This window comes from Lacrimispora sp. BS-2 (assembly GCF_040207125.1).
GTDB lineage: Bacteria > Bacillota > Clostridia > Lachnospirales > Lachnospiraceae > Lacrimispora.
Window position 1 is genome coordinate 4,402,803 of sequence record NZ_CP157940.1, and the last position, 18,910, is coordinate 4,421,712.

The following is an 18,910-nucleotide window of genomic DNA, read 5'->3' on the forward strand; positions in this document are numbered from 1 at the left end:
CGAAGTTTAGCCAAATACTTTATATAATTAAAGTGTTCGTGCAAACTTTGGGATAACTTGTTTTTTACGAATCCCATACACCTGCCTGTCAAAAGATTTGTATCCAATAATTATCCAATCTAAATTGTATTCTTACATGGTTATGGCATAAAAAACAGGTTATATTACTGATGCTGTACAAATATCTCAAAAATTTGTCCATTTTCCAAATTATTCCAACGAAAGGAAATAAAACCCTGAATAGTTCCCCGCGGTTCTGAACAAAGTTGCATTGCACAAATTTCACTGGCGAGGTATGATATTTCATAGAAAAACTTATGCAATCATAGAGGAGGCACAGCATGGTAAAACAGAAAAGATACAGATTGCAGGTAAGAGGTAAGCTCATTTTATTTGTAAGTGTTTTGGTTTTCAGCATAATTTTCCTGTTGACGGGTATCTTTTACGTAAGCTTGAATCGTGCGTATCAGAATTGGATTGATTCAAGCTATCAAAGTTTTGATACAAATATCAAAACAGTGGTGGAAAGTCTTGTCAGTGCGTTAGAAGCCAATTATAAACGCTATGAAAACGGTGAAATCACAGAGCAGGAAGCACGAAAAAGTGCGGAAAGCATTGTGCGGGATACCCGTTATGACAATGGAACAGGCTATTTCTGGGCGGATACATCTACCGGATTGTGCACCGTACATATGAATCCCGATTACGAAGGGAAAGAGCGGTATAATGAACAGGATTTGGCCGGAGATTACTATATTCGTAATTTAATCGGAAATGGTTCAAAGCCTGGCGGCGGATATACCAATTATTACTTTACTAAGCCAGGACAGGATGGCGTATTTGCAAAGAGGGCTTATACCTTAAAGTTTGAACCCTATGACTGGTATATCAGCACAGGGAATTATATTGATGATATTGACAGAGCCGTTGCAGCATACCAAAAGCAAAAAGTATTTGAAATATTGCTGCTTCTTGGCGTTTCAGTGGGCATCTGTGTGACCGGCCTTTTGGTGCTGGCCGTACGGTTGAATCGCATAACCGCGCCACTAAGCCCCATTGCAGGCCGTCTGAAGCTTTTGGCAGCGGGAGATGTACATACGCCTCCGGTACCTGTCAGCCGGACAAAGGATGAGATGGAAGTACTGTCCCGTGCAACCGATGAGCTGATTATCAAGATGGGCGATGTGGTTGATGATATCACTATACATTTGGAGCATTTGGCCCAGGGCGATATGACACTTCCGGTGGAAAAGGAGTATTCCGGCGATTTTGCGCCGATCCGTGATTCCCTTCTTCTGATTCATCAGCAGCTTAACAGGACGCTGCGGGCTATCCACCAGTCGGCAGACCTGGTGAGCGCAGGTTCTTCCCAGGTGGCTGATGCTGCGCAGGCCCTGGCAGCGGGAACTGCGGAGCAGGCCGGGACCATTGAACAGCTTTCTGCATCAATAACAGAGGTTTCCACACAGGTGGAGCAAAGCTCTGCACATATAGAAGAAGCAACCGGGTATGCAGAACAGACCGTAGAGCGGGTAGAAGATAGCAATAATAAAATGAAACAGATGTTAACAGCAATGAATGAGATTAAAATGACCTCAGATGAAATAGAGAAAATTACTAAGGATATGGATGGAATCTCTTTTCAGACAAATCTGCTGGCGCTGAATGCAGCAGTGGAGGCTGCCCGTGCAGGAGAGGCAGGGAAAGGGTTTGCCATTGTGGCTGATGAAGTCCGCAGCCTTGCCGCTCAGGCAGCTCAGGCTGCGAAACGGACGGCTGTATTGGTTAAAAACGCCTCCAATGCCGTAAAAGAGGGAATGAACACGGCCCAGGAAAATGCGGACATTCTCATGGATGTTTCAAGCCAGGCCAGGCATGTGCGTGAACTTATGGAGTCAGTGGAAATCACATCCCGTGAACAGACCATTGCCATTAATCAGGTGACTTACGGCATCACGCAGATATCTGCGGTAGTTCAGAGCAATGCAGCCACGGCCGAGCAAAGTTCTGCTTCCAGTGAAGAACTTTCCGCGCAGGCCAATTTACTGCGTGAAGAAGTAAATAAGTTTAAAATTACTGAGCAGTAAGAAATAAGTGATTCATCTAACATTTGTTTGTTTTTTATTTAAAAATTGAATTATATGTTCTTTTTAACAATATATCCAAGAAGATGTTGAATTAAAAATCTCATTATGATACGATGAAGCTGGTCAGTTATTTCTAAATTAATTATATAAGGAGGTTTTTTATAAATGGATATCCGCTATTCTGCAAACCAGAAGGATTTCAAACGTTACACAACAGAAGAAACCAGAAATGAATTTTTAATTGAAAATTTATATATTGCCAATGAGGTAGTTGCTGTATATTCTCACGTAGACCGCATGGTGACTTTAGGCTGCATGCCGACAACAGAAACAGTTTCCATTGATAAGGGAATTGATATCTGGAAAAATTTCGGTACAAGCTATTTCCTTGAGAGACGTGAGGTTGGTATCTTCAACATTGGCGGCACAGGGAAAATCGTTGCAGATGGGGAAGAATTCAAGATGGGATATAAGGACTGCTTATATATCACCAAGGGAACAAAGGAAGTTATTTTTTCCAGTGATGATGCATCAAGCCCTGCTAAATTCTATATGGTAAGTGCACCGGCTCATAAATCCTGCAAAACTACTTTTATCCCCATTGAAAAAGCAGCAAAGAAACCTCTGGGCGCGATGGAGACATCCAATAAGCGTGTGATCAACCAGTTTATCCATCCGGACGTGCTGGAGACCTGCCAGCTGTCTATGGGCATGACCGTTCTGGATCCAGGCAGTGTATGGAACACCATGCCATCCCATACCCATGAAAGACGTATGGAGATTTACATGTACTTCGAGATTCCGGAGAATAATGTAGTATTTCATATGATGGGCGAAGGCAATGAGACAAGACACATTGTTATGCAGAATGAGCAGGCAGTAATCAGTCCATCCTGGAGCATTCATTCCGGTGCAGGTACCAGTAACTATACCTTCATCTGGGCAATGGGCGGAGAGAACCAGGCATTCGATGATATGGATACAATTCCTACAACAGAATTAAGATAGTTTTTATATTTATGATAAGGCAGATGCGTTCTTTCCGGCGCATCTGCTTTTTGCTTTGTTGGAATCGGAATATCACTCCTGGGTCAGGGGAATAATCTGGTGATCAGCTATTTCTTTTTGAATCGTGTGAAATCTCTGTGAAAATGTAGAAATTCGCATTTCCATTTGATACAATATCACTGATGAATACTTTGTGATATAAAGATCTGATTTCAGGAGGTTATATATGGAACAGTTAAAGATATTAGTAGTGGATGATGAGGCCAGAATGAGAAAGCTGGTAAAGGATTTTTTAAGTGTAAAAGGTTTTTCTGTGGTCGAGGCTTCCAATGGAGAAGAAGCTGTGGATATCTTTTTTGAGCAAAAGGATATTGTACTGATTATTCTGGATGTAATGATGCCTAAAATGGATGGCTGGGAAACCTGCAAAACAATCCGTAAATATTCCCAGGTTCCCATCATCATGCTGACAGCAAGAAGCGAAGAACGTGACGAGCTCCAGGGCTTTGACCTGGGGGTGGATGAGTACATTTCAAAGCCCTTCAGTCCCAAGATTCTGGTGGCCCGTGTGGATGCCATATTAAGGCGCAGTAATGCAGTTGCCGCAGATGCAGTGGAAATCGGAGGAATCTGTATTGACAAAGCGGCCCATCAGGTTACCATTGACGGAAAAGACATTGATTTAAGCTACAAGGAATTTGAGCTTTTAGCTTATTTCCTGGAAAATCAGGGGATCGCCCTATCCAGGGAGAAAATACTGAACAATGTCTGGAATTACGATTACTTTGGCGATGCCCGGACCATAGATACCCATGTAAAGAAGTTGAGAAACAAGATGGGTGATAAAGGAGACTATATTAAGACCATATGGGGAATGGGATATAAATTCGAAGTATGAGGAAAGGATATTATCTGAGGTGAATAAATGAAGCATTCCATCAGGGCACGTTTTGCCATAATTTTTGTATGTCTGATGGCCTTTGTCCTTACTTCCACATGGTGCGTAAACAACTGGTTTCTGGAGAGCTTTTACACCAGCGATAAGGTGCGGACTCTGGAGAGAGCCTATACGCAGATCGACAAGGTAGTAACGCAGGCGAATGAGAGCGGGAAGGGGATCATTGAATATTACAAGGATACCTATGACCCCAATTTTAAAAATGAAGGCCCGGCGCAGAAAATGTTCCGCATCATGGGGGAAAAATACAATCTGATGACAGTGCTGATCGACAGCACTACAGACGAGGTTCTCATATCAACAAACGGAGATCAGCAGTTTTTAAAAAACAGGGTGGAGGCTTATATATTCGGAAAGAATGTGCCGGAAGCCAGCATTTTAGAAAAACACGACAATTACATTATTCAGAAAACTTATGACAGACGTTCCGATTCTTATTATCTGGAAAGCTGGGGATATTTTTCTGACAATAAGACCATTTTCCTCATATCCGTTCCTCTTGCCAGCATTACAGAAAGTGTGGATCTGGCGAACCGGTTTCTCGCCTATGTGGGAGTGGCAGCTCTGGTCATAGGAAGTATATTTATATATTTTACCACAAAAAGAATTACTTCGCCCATTCTTCAGCTTGCCAGCCTGTCGGAAAAGATGTCTGCATTGGATTTTGATGCCAAATACATCGGCGCAGAGGAAGATGAGATTGGAGTGCTGGGAAACAGCATGAACCAGTTATCCAACACCTTAAAGGATACCATCGGGCAGCTGCGGGCGGCCAATGAAGAACTACAGAAGGACATTGATGAAAAGATAAAAATTGATGAAATGCGAAAGGATTTTATTGCCAATGTTTCCCATGAATTAAAGACGCCCATTGCACTTATCCAGGGATATGCGGAGGGCCTTACGGAAGGGATGGCAGAGGATCCGGAAAGCAGGGATTATTACTGTGGGGTCATCATGGATGAGACAGGTAAAATGAATACCATGGTCCGCCAATTACTTAATCTTACTGCCCTTGAATTTGGCAATGACAGCATTCAGATGGAACGCTTCGATCTGACGGAACTGCTTCGCGGCATCATTAATTCCGCAGGTATTTTGATTCAACAGAAGGATGCTGAGGTGAAACTGGAAGATTGCGATCCCATTTATGTACTTGCCGATGAATTTAAAATAGAAGAAGTCATTACAAACTATTTAAATAATGCTCTGAACCATTTGGAAGGAGAACGTAAGATTGTGATAACGGCGGAGGAAAATGGAGAGGAAGCTCTTGTAACAGTATTTAACACCGGCCAGAATATCCCGGATGAGGACTTGCCGAAGATTTGGACCAAGTTTTTTAAGGTGGATAAGGCACATACAAGGGGATATGGGGGCAGCGGTATTGGTCTTTCTATTGTTAAGGCAATTATGGATTCCCATGGGAAGTCCTGTGGTGTACGGAATGTGAAGGGCGGCGTTGAGTTTTGGTTTACTTTGGGCTGCTGCAGTGAAAGATTAGAAACAGATACATTGCAGGCCACTCGATAATTGACTGGATTTCATATTCCGGATATGATATGATTATAGTAATATGGGGTAAGTATAACATTGATCAGCGAGGGCTTATAGGCCATAGCGCCGCATTAATGGATGAGAAATTGAAATCCACGAACGATAGTCTTGAAATGTTGGAAATCAAACAGGACTTTACAGCTTGCAAACTGGAAGATATTAATTTCCGGATAACCAGTCTGGAGTATATTGGAAAAAAGAATTTAATAAATTCAATGATGAAGTTAAAGCGTAATTGTTTTCTTAGAAGCCAAAAACGTTTTGCTGAAACAGTCATAAAACAGTTTTAAAATAAACCAGTTCTTAGGGAGAGTGAAAACATGGATATTAGCGCAATGAGTATGGAGATGAGCCTTACAAGAGTGCAGCAGAGCGCTGGAATCAGCGCTGTAAAGAAAGCTATGGATTCCCAGGAAGCTATGGCAGACGGATTGCTTAAGATGGCGGAGATGGCGATTCCCAGGCAGGTACCTGCAGATGGGATCGGGCAGATTGTGGATACGAAAGCCTGATGTGGAAGGGGGGTATGGTGAAACATATCCCCTTCTTTTGATCTACCTTTTAATTTCATTGTTGATAATTCAAGGATGTCATGCAAAATCCTTTAGATGATTGTCTTTTTTCATGATTAGATATCTCTAATTATGCATTTCTTATACTTCATATTATGTGGTAACGATTAAAGATTATCAATATCTCAACTATCATCTAAAACTATAGTTCTATAGGCAAAATTCAGATTTAATAATATGATACAGTCATAAATATTGGTAAAAGTTGATGCCTGGATAAGGTATGGACTTATAGGTTTGCCTTATGGAGGGGCTATTGCCAATTGCAGTTCCATGAAAATGGGGGACAGCGAAAAGATTTTAAAATTATTGAAAAAAACACTTATCTTTTATACTGGCCGGTACGATAATGTAAATGAAAGGAAATTATATTTTATATTTCCGGAAGGCACAAGTGTCAAAATTTGGAGTCGTTTCTGCGGCTGGTACCCCGCAAGATTCCCCAACATGATTTACTTATTTTCCTAAATCAGGAAAACATATTAAGCAGGGAAATGGAATTCCCTGTTACACATTCAAGGAGGAAATATTTATGAGAATTCAGCACAATATCGCAGCAATCAATGCTCACAGACAGTTAGGCGGAAACAATACCGCAGTATCTAAGAACCTTGAAAAATTATCTTCTGGTTACAGAGTTAACCGTGCAGGTGATGATGCAGCTGGTCTTGCTATCTCTGAGAAGATGAGAGCACAGATCGTCAGCCTTGATACTGCTCAGAAGAACGCTAACGATGGTATTTCTCTGATTCAGACAGCAGAAGGTGCTATGACAGAAGTTCACTCTATGTTAAACCGTATGGTGGAGCTGGCTCAGCAGTCTGCTAATGGTATCTATGATGACAAGACAGACCGTAAGAACCTGAACGAAGAGTTCATGGCTTTACAGGATGAAATCGACCGTATTTCAGATGCTACAGATTTCAACGGAACTAAGCTTTTAGATGGTAATCTGGATTCTCGTCTTCAGATTGGTGACACATCTGATACTTTCAATCAGTTGTCAGTAGCTGTCAGCAGCGTAAGCTCTGATACTTTAAAGATTGGTAAAGAGGCAGCTGTTTATGATGCTACTGGAAAGGTTACCAACGAGGCTGCCATTAAAGGTGATGCGGATAAGGTTAGTATTGCCACTCAGGATCTCGCTTCTTCAGCTGTATCCAGAGTTAAGGGTTCCATTAACACTGTTTCTTCTATGCGTGGTAAATTAGGTGCTCTTCAGAATCGTCTGGAACACACCGTTAACAACTTAGGTGCGACTGCTGAGAATGTAACTGCAGCAGAGAGCCGTATTCGTGACGTTGATATGGCAAAAGAGATGATGGCTTATACCAAGAATAACATTCTGGTTCAGGCATCTCAGGCTATGCTTGCTCAGGCCAATCAGCTTCCACAGGGCGTATTGCAGTTATTACAGTAATTATGCCGGATTTTGATTTTCACATCCCCCGGAAAGATAATTTTCGGGGGATTATTTTATCGTAGGGCAGTGTGAAGTTTCATGTTGCCCATCACACTAGGAGGAATTGATATGAAACCTTCCGTTCGGCTGTCCCAATGCATGATTGTGAAAGATGAGGAAAAGAACATACGGCAAGCCCTTGGTTGGGGAAAGGGGATTGTTTACGAGCAGATTGTGGTAGACACTGGTTCCTCGGATAAAACAGTGGAAATAGCTGAAGAGATGGGGGCGAAGGTGTTTCATTTTCCCTGGGCACATGACTTTTCTGCCGCTAAAAACTTTGCGATTGAAAAGGCCAGGGGAAACTGGATTGCTTTTCTGGATGCAGATGAATATTTTTCGGATGAGGATGTAAAGAAGATACTGCCGCTTCTCAAGCAACTGGAAAAAGAGTTTTATCCCACCCACCGGCCCCATTTGATACGGTCGCTTCTGGTGAATCTGGGGGATGGGGGGAAAACTATAGGCACTGGAGTACAGGACCGCATATTCCGCAATATTCCCGATCTCCGATATCATAACAGGGTGCACGAGTATCTGGATCTGACAGATGGTGGCCAGCTTTATTCCTATGATGCTACAGGTGAGCTTGCCGTTTTCCATACCGGTTATGCCCCTTCAGTTGTTGAGGAAAGGGGTAAGGAGGAACGTAATATATTTATGATACGAAAAGAACTGGAGGAAGAACCGGAAAACATTCAGATGTGGCATTATCTTGGAGATTCACTTCTCCTTGCACACCGATATGAGGAGGCGGAGGAAGCTTATCTTCGTGGAGTTGAGAATCCGGCTTTGTTTGAGGATGTAATTCATCAGGATCCTGGCTTTGCTTCTTTGCTTAAGGTGAAATTTGGAAGGAATGCTGACAGCGATGAAGGATTTTTTGCCATTTACCAAAAGGCGAAAAATTGCGGTTGTGCTTCTCCGGATGTGGATTATTGGGCGGGAGAGTGGCTCTATCGTAGTGGAAATGAAAGTGGGGCGATTCAATATTACGAGCAGGCACTTCATTTGATGGAAGAGTATGAAAGTAATGATCCCCTTGCCTTGTCCGGCCGACTCTTCATGGTATATCAAAAGATTTTCTCTTTTTATGCAAAGCTGAAACGCTCTGTTGAAATGATACGATATGGGGTTCTTCTTCTCAGACTTGAACCTTACCATGCGGAGGTTTTAAAAGAAATTCTGATTCTTCTGAAACAAGAGCCTGGAGAGGAAGAAACTGCCAATGCTACCTTTGACTTTCTGTCCAAGTTTTATGACCTTTCAACTTTTAAAAATAAGCTTTTTCTGGTCAAGGTATCGAGACAGGCGAATTTTTCTGCATTAGAAAAGAAGGTTGAGCTTTTGTTGTCAGAGGAGGAGCGGAAATTTGTTGCCGAAGCAGGTGAAATTTTTAGTTAAAATACAAATAAAGGAAAAGACATGTTGGAAATTGGTGTACAGTCCAGAGGGATCATCAGAGAAAATGCAATTGAAGTAGGATATAATAGAATCAAGCAGGCTGGAATCACTTGCGTGGATTACAATATTGTAAGTCCTGAAGATAGCACAGAGAAATTGGAAGTTACCTATTTTAAGAAACATCAGGAATGCGCGGAAAGGCATGGGATACGGTTTTGTCAAGTACATGCGCCTATATTTAAGTACGAACCAAACAAACCGGATAAACTGGAATATATTCTGGAGGAAATGAAGAAAAGTATTGCAATATGCAAGCTTCTCGAAAGCCCCTATTTGGTAATGCATCCGCTGGAACTGGCATTTGAGCTGGGAAGGGTGGAAGAGGAAAGAATAAATCTGGAATATTTTGGATCATTGGCAGAAGAAGCCAGTCGGCAAAAAGTAGTGATCTGCATTGAGAATATGCCTTACCGGAGAGTTGGAAGGGTATGGGAAGGTGCTTGTTCGGAGGCTCGGAAAACGTTAGAATATATTGATATCTTGAATAAGAGAGCTGGAGAAGAGTGCTTTGGCGCTTGTTTTGACGTAGGGCATGCCAATGTGCTTGGAAAAAATCTTAGAGAAGAAGTGAAGGCCCTTGGTTCTCATTTAAAAGTACTGCATATTCACGATAATGATGGAGTCACGGATTCTCACCAATTACCCTATAGCTTTTCCGATGCCAGGACCGGGCTTTGTACTACGGACTGGAGTGGCTTTTTATGGGGACTTAGAGAGATAAGTTTTGAGGGTGTGCTTAGCTTTGAAACTTACCGAAGTTTCACAAGTTTTCCGGGAGTACTGCAAGATTCGTTGCTTCAATTCCTTTACAGGATAGGAGTTGATTTTTCTTATATCATATGTTTTAATCAAATATTAGATCAGATGGGCTCTAAAAAAAAGATTTTGTTTGGGGCAGGTAAGATGTTTGATGTATACATGGGGGAATATGGAAAAAAATATCCTCCTGTTTTTGCTGTAGATAATAATGCTTGCCTTTGGGGAACAGAAAAGCTGGGGATTCCTATTTGTAATCCGGAGGCTATATTGGAGATTCCTGAAGATGAGAGGATTGTGATTTTATGCAATGCTTATTATGAAGAAATAGCAAAACAACTGAATGATATGGGGATCAATCACTATGAGCTGACAGAAGAAATACTGAGAATGAACGGCAAACCGATTTAAATGTGGAAAAAAGCAATCAAAGGGAGAATCTATGTTGAAGATAGGAATACAGTCCCGGCTTTTGTTAGGGGATAAAGCGGAAGAAAAAGATTTTCATAGGATAAGGGTCGCAGGTTTTGACTGTATCGATTTTAATCTTGACCGTTTTTTGCCTAATAATCTTATTTATCAGGGAAAAATAAATCATTTCTTCGATCAGTCCGAGGAAATGCTATCTGTACATTTTGATGAATACTACCGTATGGCAAAAAGAGAGGGATTGGAGTTTTCTCAGGCCCATGCTCCATATCCTCTATATGTGTATGGCAGAGAAGAAGACAAAGAATATTTACATATGGTAGCGGAGAAAAGTATTCTTGTCTGTGCTGCACTTCATGCGCCATATTTGGTCGTACATCCTTTTAAATTGTCTTATCCATTGGGAAGAATGGAAGAGTATAAGAAAAATATGGACTTTTTTCAAAGTCTGATTCCTTCATGTAAGAAATACGGTGTAAAAATTTGTCTGGAAAATTTATATGATGGTTTCGGGGGAAGAATCTGCGAAGGTGTATGCGCAGACCCTTATCAAGCGGCTGAATATGTGGATAAACTGAATCAAATAGCAGGGGAAGAGTGCTTTGCTTTTTGTTTTGATACAGGCCATGCCAATATTCTCGGTAAAAATATGAAGGAGACGATCCTTACCTTGGGGAACAGAATACAGGCGCTTCACATTCACGATAATGATGGAATCCGTGACCTGCATCAATTACCGTTTACTTTCACGAAAGAATTGGCTGGAGAAGTAAGCACTGATTGGAACGGTTTCTTATGCGGACTGAAAGAAATAGGATTCCATGGTGTGCTGAGCTTTGAGACCTTTGGGGCATTGAAGTGCTTTCCTGAAGAGTTGCAGGATAGTGTGCTTAGGATGATTGCAGATATTGGAAAATATTGGACAAGACAGTTAGAGGAGGGAACAGGACGATAAAATGAAAAAGGTAATTACATATGGTTCTTTTGACTTATTTCATGAGGGACACTACAAGCTGCTTAAGAGAGCGAAAGCTTTAGGCGATTATTTGATTGTGGGAGTTACCACAGAACAATATGATGAATCCCGGGGGAAATTAAACGTAGTGGATTCTATTATAGACCGAATTGAAAATGTAAAAAAAACCGGATTTGCAGATAAAATTATAGTAGAAGACCACGTGGGACAAAAAGTGGAGGATATTCATAAATATGGTGTGGATATCTTTGCCATTGGTTCAGATTGGACAGGTGAATTTGACTATCTGAAAGATTTCTGTGAAGTGGTATATTTGGAAAGAACAAAAGAAATATCCAGTACTTTAATGAGAAAGCAAAAATATCCCATTATAAAAATGGGAATCGTGGGAACCGGACGTATTGCGGCACGATTTATACCTGAAGCGAAGTTTGTCAGCGGCATTGAAGCGGTCAGCGTTTACAATCCTCACAGGGAAAGTGCGGAACGGTTTGCGAAGCGTTTCGAGGTTCAGGCACATTGGGAGAGCTTTGAAGAATTTTTAAATCCGTTGGATGCAGTATATATTGCTTCTTTGCATCAGACACATTATGAATATGCAAAAGCAGTTTTAAGCCAGGGAAAGCATGTATTGTGTGAAAAACCCATGGCCTTTTCTAAAGCACAGGCGCAGGAACTGTTTGCAACGGCAAAAGCCAATGACTGTTTGCTCCTGGAGGCTATTAAAACAGCGTATTGTCCCGGCTTTAGTCAACTTCTGGGAGTAGCGAGAAGCGGGATTATCGGGAACATTGTAGATGTGGAAGCCTGCTTTACCAGAATTGCAGATCCGGATTCCAGGGAAAGCAAGGATCCGAATTATGGAGGTGGTTTTCTGGAATTCGGGAACCATACGATGCTTCCTATCTTTAAACTGTTAGGAACGCAGTATAAAAGTGTGAGTTTTGACAGTATAAAGAATGAGTATGGCATTGATTTGTATACAAAAGCCTCCTTTTCTTTTGAGAGAGGGATGGCATTGTCTAAAACCGGTGTTGCCGTAAAATCAGAGGGACAGTTGATTATTGCAGGAACCAAAGGATATATTCTCGCAGAGTCACCTTGGTGGCTGACAAAATCCTTTGAAGTCCGTTTTGAAAATCCTTACAAGAAGGAACAGTATACTGCCAGATTTTTGGGAGACGGCCTTCGTTATGAATTAAGTGAATTCGTATCGTTGATTCACAATGGAGAGAGAAAATCTTATAAATTCACAGAAGAGGAATCCGTTACTATGGCAGGAGTTGTGGAGAAATTCATGGAGACGAGAAAATGAGGTATCAGACGAAAATATATGGTCATCGCGGAGCAAGCCAGTATGCACCGGAAAACACCATGGAAGCATTTCAGATGGCTTATGATATGGGAGCAGATGGGATTGAATTCGATGTACAGATGACAAGGGATGGATATCTGGTAGTCACCCATGATGAGGAGATAAGCAGGGTATCTGATGGCAAAGGATATGTTAAAGATTATTCCCTGGAAGAATTAAGGGGCTTTCAATTCAACAGGACACATCCTGAATTTGAGGGGGTTAAAATTCCTTTGCTCGAGGAAGTATTGGAACAATTTGTTCCCAAAAGGTCCAAGGGTGATAAAGAGTTTTTGTTTAATATAGAACTGAAAAATAACATATTTTCCTATGAGGGTATGGAAGAAAAAGTATTGAAGATAATAAAAGAAAAAAAGGTGCTTGGAAGAACATTATTTTCTTCTTTTTCACATGCGTCTATGCTGAAGCTTCGAGAGATGGAAAATTCGGCAAAGGTGGCATTTCTTTATTGCGACGGTATCATGGATATTGGAGATTATGCAGAGAAGTACAAAATAAATACAGTTCATCCTGCATGGTATCTTTTGAACAGGAAAGGTACATTTGAGGATCTTCGTGAAAGAGGAATCGAAATAAATATTTGGACGGTAAACAGCGGAAAAGAAATACGTCGTTTCTGCGATATGGGTGTGGATGGGATTATTACCAACAAACCTGATTTGGGAAGTGAGATAAGAGATGATAAGTGATTTACAGGCGGCCTGCCTGCTTGCTTTTAATGTATGGGATGTTAATTCTGCAAAAGCGGTAGTCGATGCAGCAGCTGATCGGAAAAAGAATATCATTCTGCAGACTTCGGCGGGAATATACAGCCAAATAGATGCCAAGGAGACGAGAGCATTTATTAAGAGCTATGCTAATAAAAAGAAAATTAGCGTATGGCTGCATTTGGATCATTGTAAAGATATGAAAATAATTGAGGATGCCATTGCAATGGAATGGGATTCAGTCATGATAGATGCTTCTGATTTAAGTATACAGGAAAACATTGATAAGACAAACCGGGTAATAGAAATGGCACATAAAGTGGGTGTGCTGGTAGAGGCAGAAGTCGGACAGATAAAAGGAATCGAGGATAATATAGATATACAGGAGCACTGCATCGCAAGCCGGGAGGAAATAAGAAAATTTCTGATGGAAGCAGATGTCGATATGCTTGCTGTGGCATTTGGCAATGCTCACGGCATTTATAAAGGAAAACCAAAACTGGATTATGATATGATAGATTATGTGGCACAATTATCTGGAATACCGTTTGTCGTACATGGAGGCAGTGGGATGGCGGACGGGGAAATAAAAAAACTATCCCAAAAGGAAAATGTAAAAAAGATAAATATATCAACGGAAGTTAAACTAGCATATCGGGAAGGAATTATGAAATCTCTGAAAGATGGGCTCTTGGAAGAAGAGGGATTTCAGGCAACTCTTGTGGAAAAAACAATTTATGAAGCTATTTACCAGATGGTGTTTCATAAATTGGGAATTATCATATAGAAAAAGGACAAAAAGCAATGAAGAATGTAATGGTTATCAATATGGGGTTGAAAAGTATAAGGTGCATCGTTTTTAATGAAAACGGGATGAAGCTATTTAATGAAGCAATCCCGATTAAGACGGCTATCAGCGCGGAAAAAGTGGAACAGGATCCGAGGGAGTGGTGGCAGAGTGCGGAGAAGCTTATAGAAAAAGCAGCCTGTGAATGTAAGGATATATGTATTGATTACATAACTGTTACGGCATCTGCTTCTTGCCTTGTATGCGTGGATAAAAAAGGGACGCCGCTCATGAGAGCCTTTATGGTTTCCGATAAAAGAGCAGAAGAAGAGAGCAAATATATTTCCGAACTGGATGAATTTAAAAAGGTATATGAGGAAACATTGCTGGATATGAGTGCCAGCCTTATGCTGCCGAGAATATTATGGGTAAAAAGACACATGCCTAAAGTTTTTGATGAGACGAATAAATTTTTATCGCCCAATGATTTTATGTTGTATATGCTTAGCGGATTATATGTCACGGATTATTTTAATGCTATAAAATATCACTATAATACAGAGAAAAGGCATTACCCGGAAAATCTTTTAGATGCGTTAGAAATTTCTGGGGAAAGACTTCCGAGGGTGATGGACCCGGGAGATACCATAGGAAAAATATGCCCAGATTTGGCGGGAAGACTGGGAATTAATAAGAATGCGGAAATTGTTGTTTCATCTTATGATGCGATTTGTTCCTTTGTAGGGAGCGGAGCGGCGGAAGATGGCGAAGCAAGCGATGTGTCGGGAACCGTAACAGTATTGCGTGCTTTATCAAGAAAGAGTAGCCTTCAAAGCAATTCCTTAATCTATAATCTTCCACTTTATAAAGAGGACGCTCATATTATAGGTGGCAGCAATAATTTAGGTGGAGGCCTGATTGAGTGGGTAAAACAATGTTATTATCAAAATGAAATTTATCCTTATGAGATTATGGAAAAAGAAGCAGGAGAATCGGTTCTTGGAGCGAGAGGTTTGATATTTCTTCCCTATCTGTTGGGAGAGCGGGCGCCGATTTGGGATGATAATGCGCGAGGTGTATTTTTTGGTATAGAAAGAATGCACACCAGGAAGGATATGACGAGGGCGGTATTTGAAAGCACTGGTTTTATTGATATGGATATGATAGCTGCAATCGAACAAACGGGAACAAAGATTAATTCAGTTCGTTTATCAGGCGGATTGGCAAGAATTAATCTTATCTCTCAGATAAAAGCGGATATTCTGGGGCGGGATGTACTTGTTTTATCCGAATTTGAGACCACATCTACGGGTGCGGCGATGATGGTTCTGCTTGGGAAAGGATATTTTACAGATTTAAGAGAGGCAGCAGAAAAGTTTGTATCCGTACGTATGATCATAAAGCCCAATATGATAAATCATCAAAAATACATGTATATGTATGAGCTTTATAAAGATACCTATGAGACTGTCAAAGATTTATATGTAAGAAGAAAGAAATTAATTAAAGAGATGGTCGATGACAGAGAAGTCAGAATTGAAAATTTATGAGGTTTTACTATGAAAGGATTTACTTTAGAGTTACCCACAAAGATATATTTTGGAAATAATAATGTGGAAGAAGCCTTAAAGAAAGAAAACAAATGGCTGACCGGAAATATCATGATAGTTACAACCGGAAGAAGCCTGATAAAATTCGGATATTTGAATGAACTAAAGAATGTTCTGGACAATCTTCCGAATGTAGAAGAAACCATAATATTTGATAATATAAGCGCTAATCCAAAGCTGGAGGAAATTGAAGAAGCAGTTAAAATTGGTATGGACAGACGAGTGAAAGTGATTATCGGTTTTGGAGGAGGAAGTGCCATAGATGCGGCAAAAGCTGCTGCGGTGGGAATAGGAACTTCTGAGAACCTGGAACGTTTTTTGCTGGAGGGAATAGAACCTTCCGGGAATACGCTGCCCATAATAGCCATACCGACTACTGCCGGCAGCGGAAGCGAATTGAGCAAGGGTGCAATTATATCCAGTCAGATTCATCATATGAAGGGCGGAATAAGAGGCGCTGCGGTATTGCCGAAAGCGGCAATTGTAAATCCTGTATATACATGGACCATACCCATTGGTATTACGATGGAAACAGGATTTGATGCTTTGGCCCATGCCATAGAAAGTTATACGGCGGTAAAGGCAAATAGCTGGTCACATATGATCTCGGAAAAGGCCATCAAAACGGCAGGGCAGAATCTTCCGTTATTAATGGTCAATTTGGATAACCATGAAGCGAGAGAGGCTATGAGCTATGCAAGCATGATAATAGGAATTAACTTAGCCAGCGTAGGAACATGTCTTCCTCACCGGATGCAGTATGCGGTGGGAGCTAAGACGGATACAAGCCATGCGGCAGGCGTATCTGCATTATATCCTGCATGGATACAAAGACAATATGATGTAAATGAAAAAAAAGTGAAGGATATTATGTACTGGCTGACCGGTAAGAAGATATCAAACGGTGAGGAGGCAAGGGAAGAAATGGCTGAGTTCATGAGGAGAATAGGCGTTCTTAAAACTCTTGCCGATTTAGGAATTAAAAAAGAGGATTTACCGGAACTGACAAAACAGGTAACGGGAAATATTGGCAATGATAAATTAAGTTCACAGAAGGATATTATATCGAGCATTTATGGCGATTCATTATAGAATGGGAGAGAGTAAATATGCAGGCAATCATTATGGCAGCAGGAAAAGGCAGCAGATTAGGCAGCCTAACAGAAAATATGCCTAAATCATTTTTGAAAATTAAAGGAATCAAGATGATTGAATATAATATTTCCATGCTTCACGCGTTTGGAATTAAAGATATCATTATTGTAACAGGCTATCAAAGTGAAATGTTTGAAGAATTGGCGGAGAAGATAGACGGAATCCGTTGTGTTTTCAATCCGTTTTATGAGATGGTAAACGTATTGGGTTCCTTTTATATGGCGAAAGATTTCCTCCATGATGATTTTGTCTATTTACATGCAGATACCTTATGTGCCCCTGAAATATTTGAGGCTATGCTTCGAGAAGAGGGCGATATGATCTTACCCGTAGATTATGGTCCATGTGATGAAGAGGCTATGAAGGTAAAGGTAAAAGACGGAAAAGTCATAGAAATAAATAAGACAATGGAATGTGAAACTTCGGAAGGTGAATTTATAGGAATAGCAAAAATTAGTAAAAACGTAATTAGGGAACTGAGCAAGGCATCCGATAAGCTGATGAAAGAGAAGGCATTTACGTCTTATTTTGAAGGGGCGCTCCAAAGAGTCATTGATGAACAGGACTTACATGTGAAGCCTATACCAACACAAGGACATTTTTGGAGTGAGGTAGACTTTGTCCAGGATTATGAAAGGGCAAGCGCTGGAATACCAGACTCGCTCATTCAGATGGTGACGAATGAGCTTTAGGCTGTTTTTTGCAGTGTAAAGGAAAATATGAACAGCAAGGTTCTGGTGAAGGGCATTAACAAAGAAGCTTGATTTAGGTGAGTGAGGTAAGTGATGAAGATATTAAGCAACGAAGAAAGATATATAAGAAAGCGGAAATGGGAAGGATATCGGACAAATCTTTTCTATCGCTTGCTTCAGGTGTTTCCTGTTAAGAAGAAAAAAATTGTATTTACAACCTTTGAAGGGGATGGGGGATACTGCTGTAATCCTCGTTATATAGCGGAAGAGCTGCTGAAAAGGAATAAAGAATTTGAAATTATCTGGCTGGTTAATAACATGGAAAAGCAATTTCCAAATGGAATTAAAAAGGTGAAAAATACGTTTCTCAATAGAGCCTATCATCTGACAACGGCTAAAGTCTGGGTAGATAATAGCAGAAAGGCAGTTGGTACGGCGAAGCGGAAAAGCCAGCTTTATATACAGACTTGGCATGCGGCCTTAGAATTCAAACCTGTAGGGAAATTCAGAGGTAAGCTCTTTCCTCGTATCGCTTATCTTGTGAGTAAATATGATTCAAAGCTTGCGGATTATGTGATATCTAACTCGGAGTGGTATACAAAAGTAATTCCTGAAATGCTGCTTTATGACGGTGATATTGTGAAAACAGGTTCACCGCGTTGTGATATCTTCATGAAAGGAAGAGAAGATGCCTATAAATATATGCGAGAGAGATATCATATACAGCAGGAGGTGAAGATAGCTTTGTTCGCCCCTACATTCCGGGGAGGGAGCCAGAAAGGAAACCGGCAGGTATTCGTAGAGGAACCAACTCTTGACTTTGCTCGAATGGCAAATGCACTGGAGCAGAAATTTGGTGGCACGTGGATTGTATTTTTGCGCCTGCATCCCCAACTGGCAGCACAGCTTAGTCAGTTTCCTTTGAAAAATAGTATCCAGAATATGATTGATGTGAGTCAGGCTGATGATATGAATGAGCTAGCTGCAGCTTCGGATGTGCTGATAACTGATTACTCCAGTTCAGCCTTTGATGTCATCAATATGCAAATGCCTGTTTTTATTTATGCAGATGATCTGGAGGAATATACAGAGGAACGTGGAAGGTTGATGTGGGATATGAACTCTTTGCCCTTTTCGGTAGCCAGGGATAATGATGAACTGGTGAAGAATATAGCAGAGTTTGATGCTGAGGAGTATAAAAGGAAGGTTGATGAGTTTTCACAGGAGCATGGGGTGATAGAGGATGGGCATGCTAGTGAAAGGGTTGTGGAGTTGATAGAAAATTTTAGATAATATATTTATTTCTAATATACAT

At 40.9% G+C, this 18,910-nt stretch carries 16 protein-coding genes; all 16 read left to right on the top strand.

Translation table 11 applies throughout. The annotated features are described in order from the left end of the window. Window positions 1-341 precede the first annotated feature (341 nt). Window positions 342-2,087, top strand: a complete 1,746-nt coding sequence (locus tag ABFV83_RS20555; protein ID WP_349946580.1) for a methyl-accepting chemotaxis protein — start codon at window positions 342-344, stop codon at window positions 2,085-2,087. Between the two features lie 165 nt (window positions 2,088-2,252). Further along, window positions 2,253-3,095, top strand: coding sequence for a 5-dehydro-4-deoxy-D-glucuronate isomerase (kduI, locus tag ABFV83_RS20560; RefSeq protein WP_349946581.1), 843 nt, complete (start codon window positions 2,253-2,255; stop codon window positions 3,093-3,095). A gap of 226 nt (window positions 3,096-3,321) precedes the next feature. Then, the gene (locus ABFV83_RS20565) at window positions 3,322-3,993 is read left to right on the top strand and encodes a response regulator transcription factor (protein WP_158417934.1); all 672 of its coding nucleotides are present in this window, start codon (window positions 3,322-3,324) and stop codon (window positions 3,991-3,993) included. Window positions 3,994-4,020: 27 nt separating this feature from the next. Beyond that, entirely contained in the window at window positions 4,021-5,586 is a 1,566-nt protein-coding gene (locus ABFV83_RS20570) for a HAMP domain-containing sensor histidine kinase (protein ID WP_349946583.1), read from the top strand. A gap of 344 nt (window positions 5,587-5,930) precedes the next feature. After that, window positions 5,931-6,122, top strand: coding sequence for a YjfB family protein (locus ABFV83_RS20575; protein WP_349946584.1), 192 nt, complete (start codon window positions 5,931-5,933; stop codon window positions 6,120-6,122). A gap of 592 nt (window positions 6,123-6,714) precedes the next feature. Next, complete coding sequence (locus ABFV83_RS20580) at window positions 6,715-7,602, top strand: flagellin (protein ID WP_349946586.1); 888 nt, start codon at window positions 6,715-6,717, stop codon at window positions 7,600-7,602. Between the two features lie 111 nt (window positions 7,603-7,713). After that, a complete protein-coding gene (locus ABFV83_RS20585; protein WP_349946588.1) occupies window positions 7,714-9,048 on the top strand; it encodes a glycosyltransferase family 2 protein in 1,335 nt (444 codons plus the stop codon). Between the two features lie 21 nt (window positions 9,049-9,069). After that, on the top strand, window positions 9,070-10,275 hold the full coding sequence (locus ABFV83_RS20590; protein WP_349946590.1) for a sugar phosphate isomerase/epimerase: 1,206 nt from the start codon (window positions 9,070-9,072) through the stop codon (window positions 10,273-10,275). Window positions 10,276-10,306: 31 nt separating this feature from the next. Beyond that, window positions 10,307-11,248, top strand: coding sequence for a sugar phosphate isomerase/epimerase (locus tag ABFV83_RS20595; protein ID WP_349946591.1), 942 nt, complete (start codon window positions 10,307-10,309; stop codon window positions 11,246-11,248). A 1-nt stretch (window position 11,249) separates the two neighbouring features. Continuing rightward, window positions 11,250-12,584 carry a Gfo/Idh/MocA family oxidoreductase gene (locus tag ABFV83_RS20600; RefSeq protein ID WP_349946593.1) on the top strand — a complete coding sequence of 445 codons (1,335 nt, stop codon included), beginning with the start codon at window positions 11,250-11,252 and terminating at the stop codon, window positions 12,582-12,584. Next, the gene (locus ABFV83_RS20605) at window positions 12,581-13,333 is read left to right on the top strand and encodes a glycerophosphodiester phosphodiesterase (RefSeq protein ID WP_349946595.1); all 753 of its coding nucleotides are present in this window, start codon (window positions 12,581-12,583) and stop codon (window positions 13,331-13,333) included. Before ABFV83_RS20600 ends, ABFV83_RS20605 begins: the two co-directional genes overlap by 4 nt. Beyond that, window positions 13,323-14,138, top strand: coding sequence for a class II fructose-bisphosphate aldolase (locus ABFV83_RS20610; RefSeq protein WP_349946596.1), 816 nt, complete (start codon window positions 13,323-13,325; stop codon window positions 14,136-14,138). The genes ABFV83_RS20605 and ABFV83_RS20610 overlap by 11 nt, the downstream gene beginning before the upstream one ends. 17 nt (window positions 14,139-14,155) lie before the next feature. Next, on the top strand, window positions 14,156-15,688 hold the full coding sequence (locus ABFV83_RS20615) for an FGGY-family carbohydrate kinase (protein WP_349946598.1): 1,533 nt from the start codon (window positions 14,156-14,158) through the stop codon (window positions 15,686-15,688). Between the two features lie 9 nt (window positions 15,689-15,697). Further along, window positions 15,698-16,840 (top strand): iron-containing alcohol dehydrogenase, encoded by a 1,143-nt coding sequence (locus ABFV83_RS20620; protein WP_349946600.1) that lies wholly within the window; start codon window positions 15,698-15,700, stop codon window positions 16,838-16,840. Window positions 16,841-16,872: 32 nt separating this feature from the next. Continuing rightward, on the top strand, window positions 16,873-17,595 hold the full coding sequence (locus ABFV83_RS20625; RefSeq protein WP_349946602.1) for a phosphocholine cytidylyltransferase family protein: 723 nt from the start codon (window positions 16,873-16,875) through the stop codon (window positions 17,593-17,595). A 93-nt stretch (window positions 17,596-17,688) separates the two neighbouring features. After that, window positions 17,689-18,888 (top strand): CDP-glycerol glycerophosphotransferase family protein, encoded by a 1,200-nt coding sequence (locus ABFV83_RS20630; RefSeq protein WP_349948959.1) that lies wholly within the window; start codon window positions 17,689-17,691, stop codon window positions 18,886-18,888. Window positions 18,889-18,910 lie beyond the last annotated feature (22 nt).

Excerpts from the sequence above, each read along its gene's own strand:
- ABFV83_RS20590 (WP_349946590.1), top strand. The coding sequence starts at position 9,070 with ATGTTGGAAATTGGTGTACAGTCCAGAGGGATCATCAGAGAAAATGCA.
- ABFV83_RS20565 (WP_158417934.1), top strand. The coding sequence starts at position 3,322 with ATGGAACAGTTAAAGATATTAGTAGTGGATGATGAGGCCAGAATGAGA.
- ABFV83_RS20615 (WP_349946598.1), top strand. The coding sequence starts at position 14,156 with ATGAAGAATGTAATGGTTATCAATATGGGGTTGAAAAGTATAAGGTGC.
- ABFV83_RS20595 (WP_349946591.1), top strand. The coding sequence starts at position 10,307 with ATGTTGAAGATAGGAATACAGTCCCGGCTTTTGTTAGGGGATAAAGCG.
- ABFV83_RS20580 (WP_349946586.1), top strand. The coding sequence starts at position 6,715 with ATGAGAATTCAGCACAATATCGCAGCAATCAATGCTCACAGACAGTTA.
- ABFV83_RS20630 (WP_349948959.1), top strand. The coding sequence starts at position 17,689 with ATGAAGATATTAAGCAACGAAGAAAGATATATAAGAAAGCGGAAATGG.
- ABFV83_RS20600 (WP_349946593.1), top strand. The coding sequence starts at position 11,250 with ATGAAAAAGGTAATTACATATGGTTCTTTTGACTTATTTCATGAGGGA.
- ABFV83_RS20625 (WP_349946602.1), top strand. The coding sequence starts at position 16,873 with ATGGCAGCAGGAAAAGGCAGCAGATTAGGCAGCCTAACAGAAAATATG.
- kduI (WP_349946581.1), top strand. The coding sequence starts at position 2,253 with ATGGATATCCGCTATTCTGCAAACCAGAAGGATTTCAAACGTTACACA.
- ABFV83_RS20585 (WP_349946588.1), top strand. The coding sequence starts at position 7,714 with ATGAAACCTTCCGTTCGGCTGTCCCAATGCATGATTGTGAAAGATGAG.
- ABFV83_RS20610 (WP_349946596.1), top strand. The coding sequence starts at position 13,323 with ATGATAAGTGATTTACAGGCGGCCTGCCTGCTTGCTTTTAATGTATGG.
- ABFV83_RS20575 (WP_349946584.1), top strand. The coding sequence starts at position 5,931 with ATGGATATTAGCGCAATGAGTATGGAGATGAGCCTTACAAGAGTGCAG.
- ABFV83_RS20605 (WP_349946595.1), top strand. The coding sequence starts at position 12,581 with ATGAGGTATCAGACGAAAATATATGGTCATCGCGGAGCAAGCCAGTAT.
- ABFV83_RS20570 (WP_349946583.1), top strand. The coding sequence starts at position 4,021 with ATGAAGCATTCCATCAGGGCACGTTTTGCCATAATTTTTGTATGTCTG.
- ABFV83_RS20555 (WP_349946580.1), top strand. The coding sequence starts at position 342 with ATGGTAAAACAGAAAAGATACAGATTGCAGGTAAGAGGTAAGCTCATT.
- ABFV83_RS20620 (WP_349946600.1), top strand. The coding sequence starts at position 15,698 with ATGAAAGGATTTACTTTAGAGTTACCCACAAAGATATATTTTGGAAAT.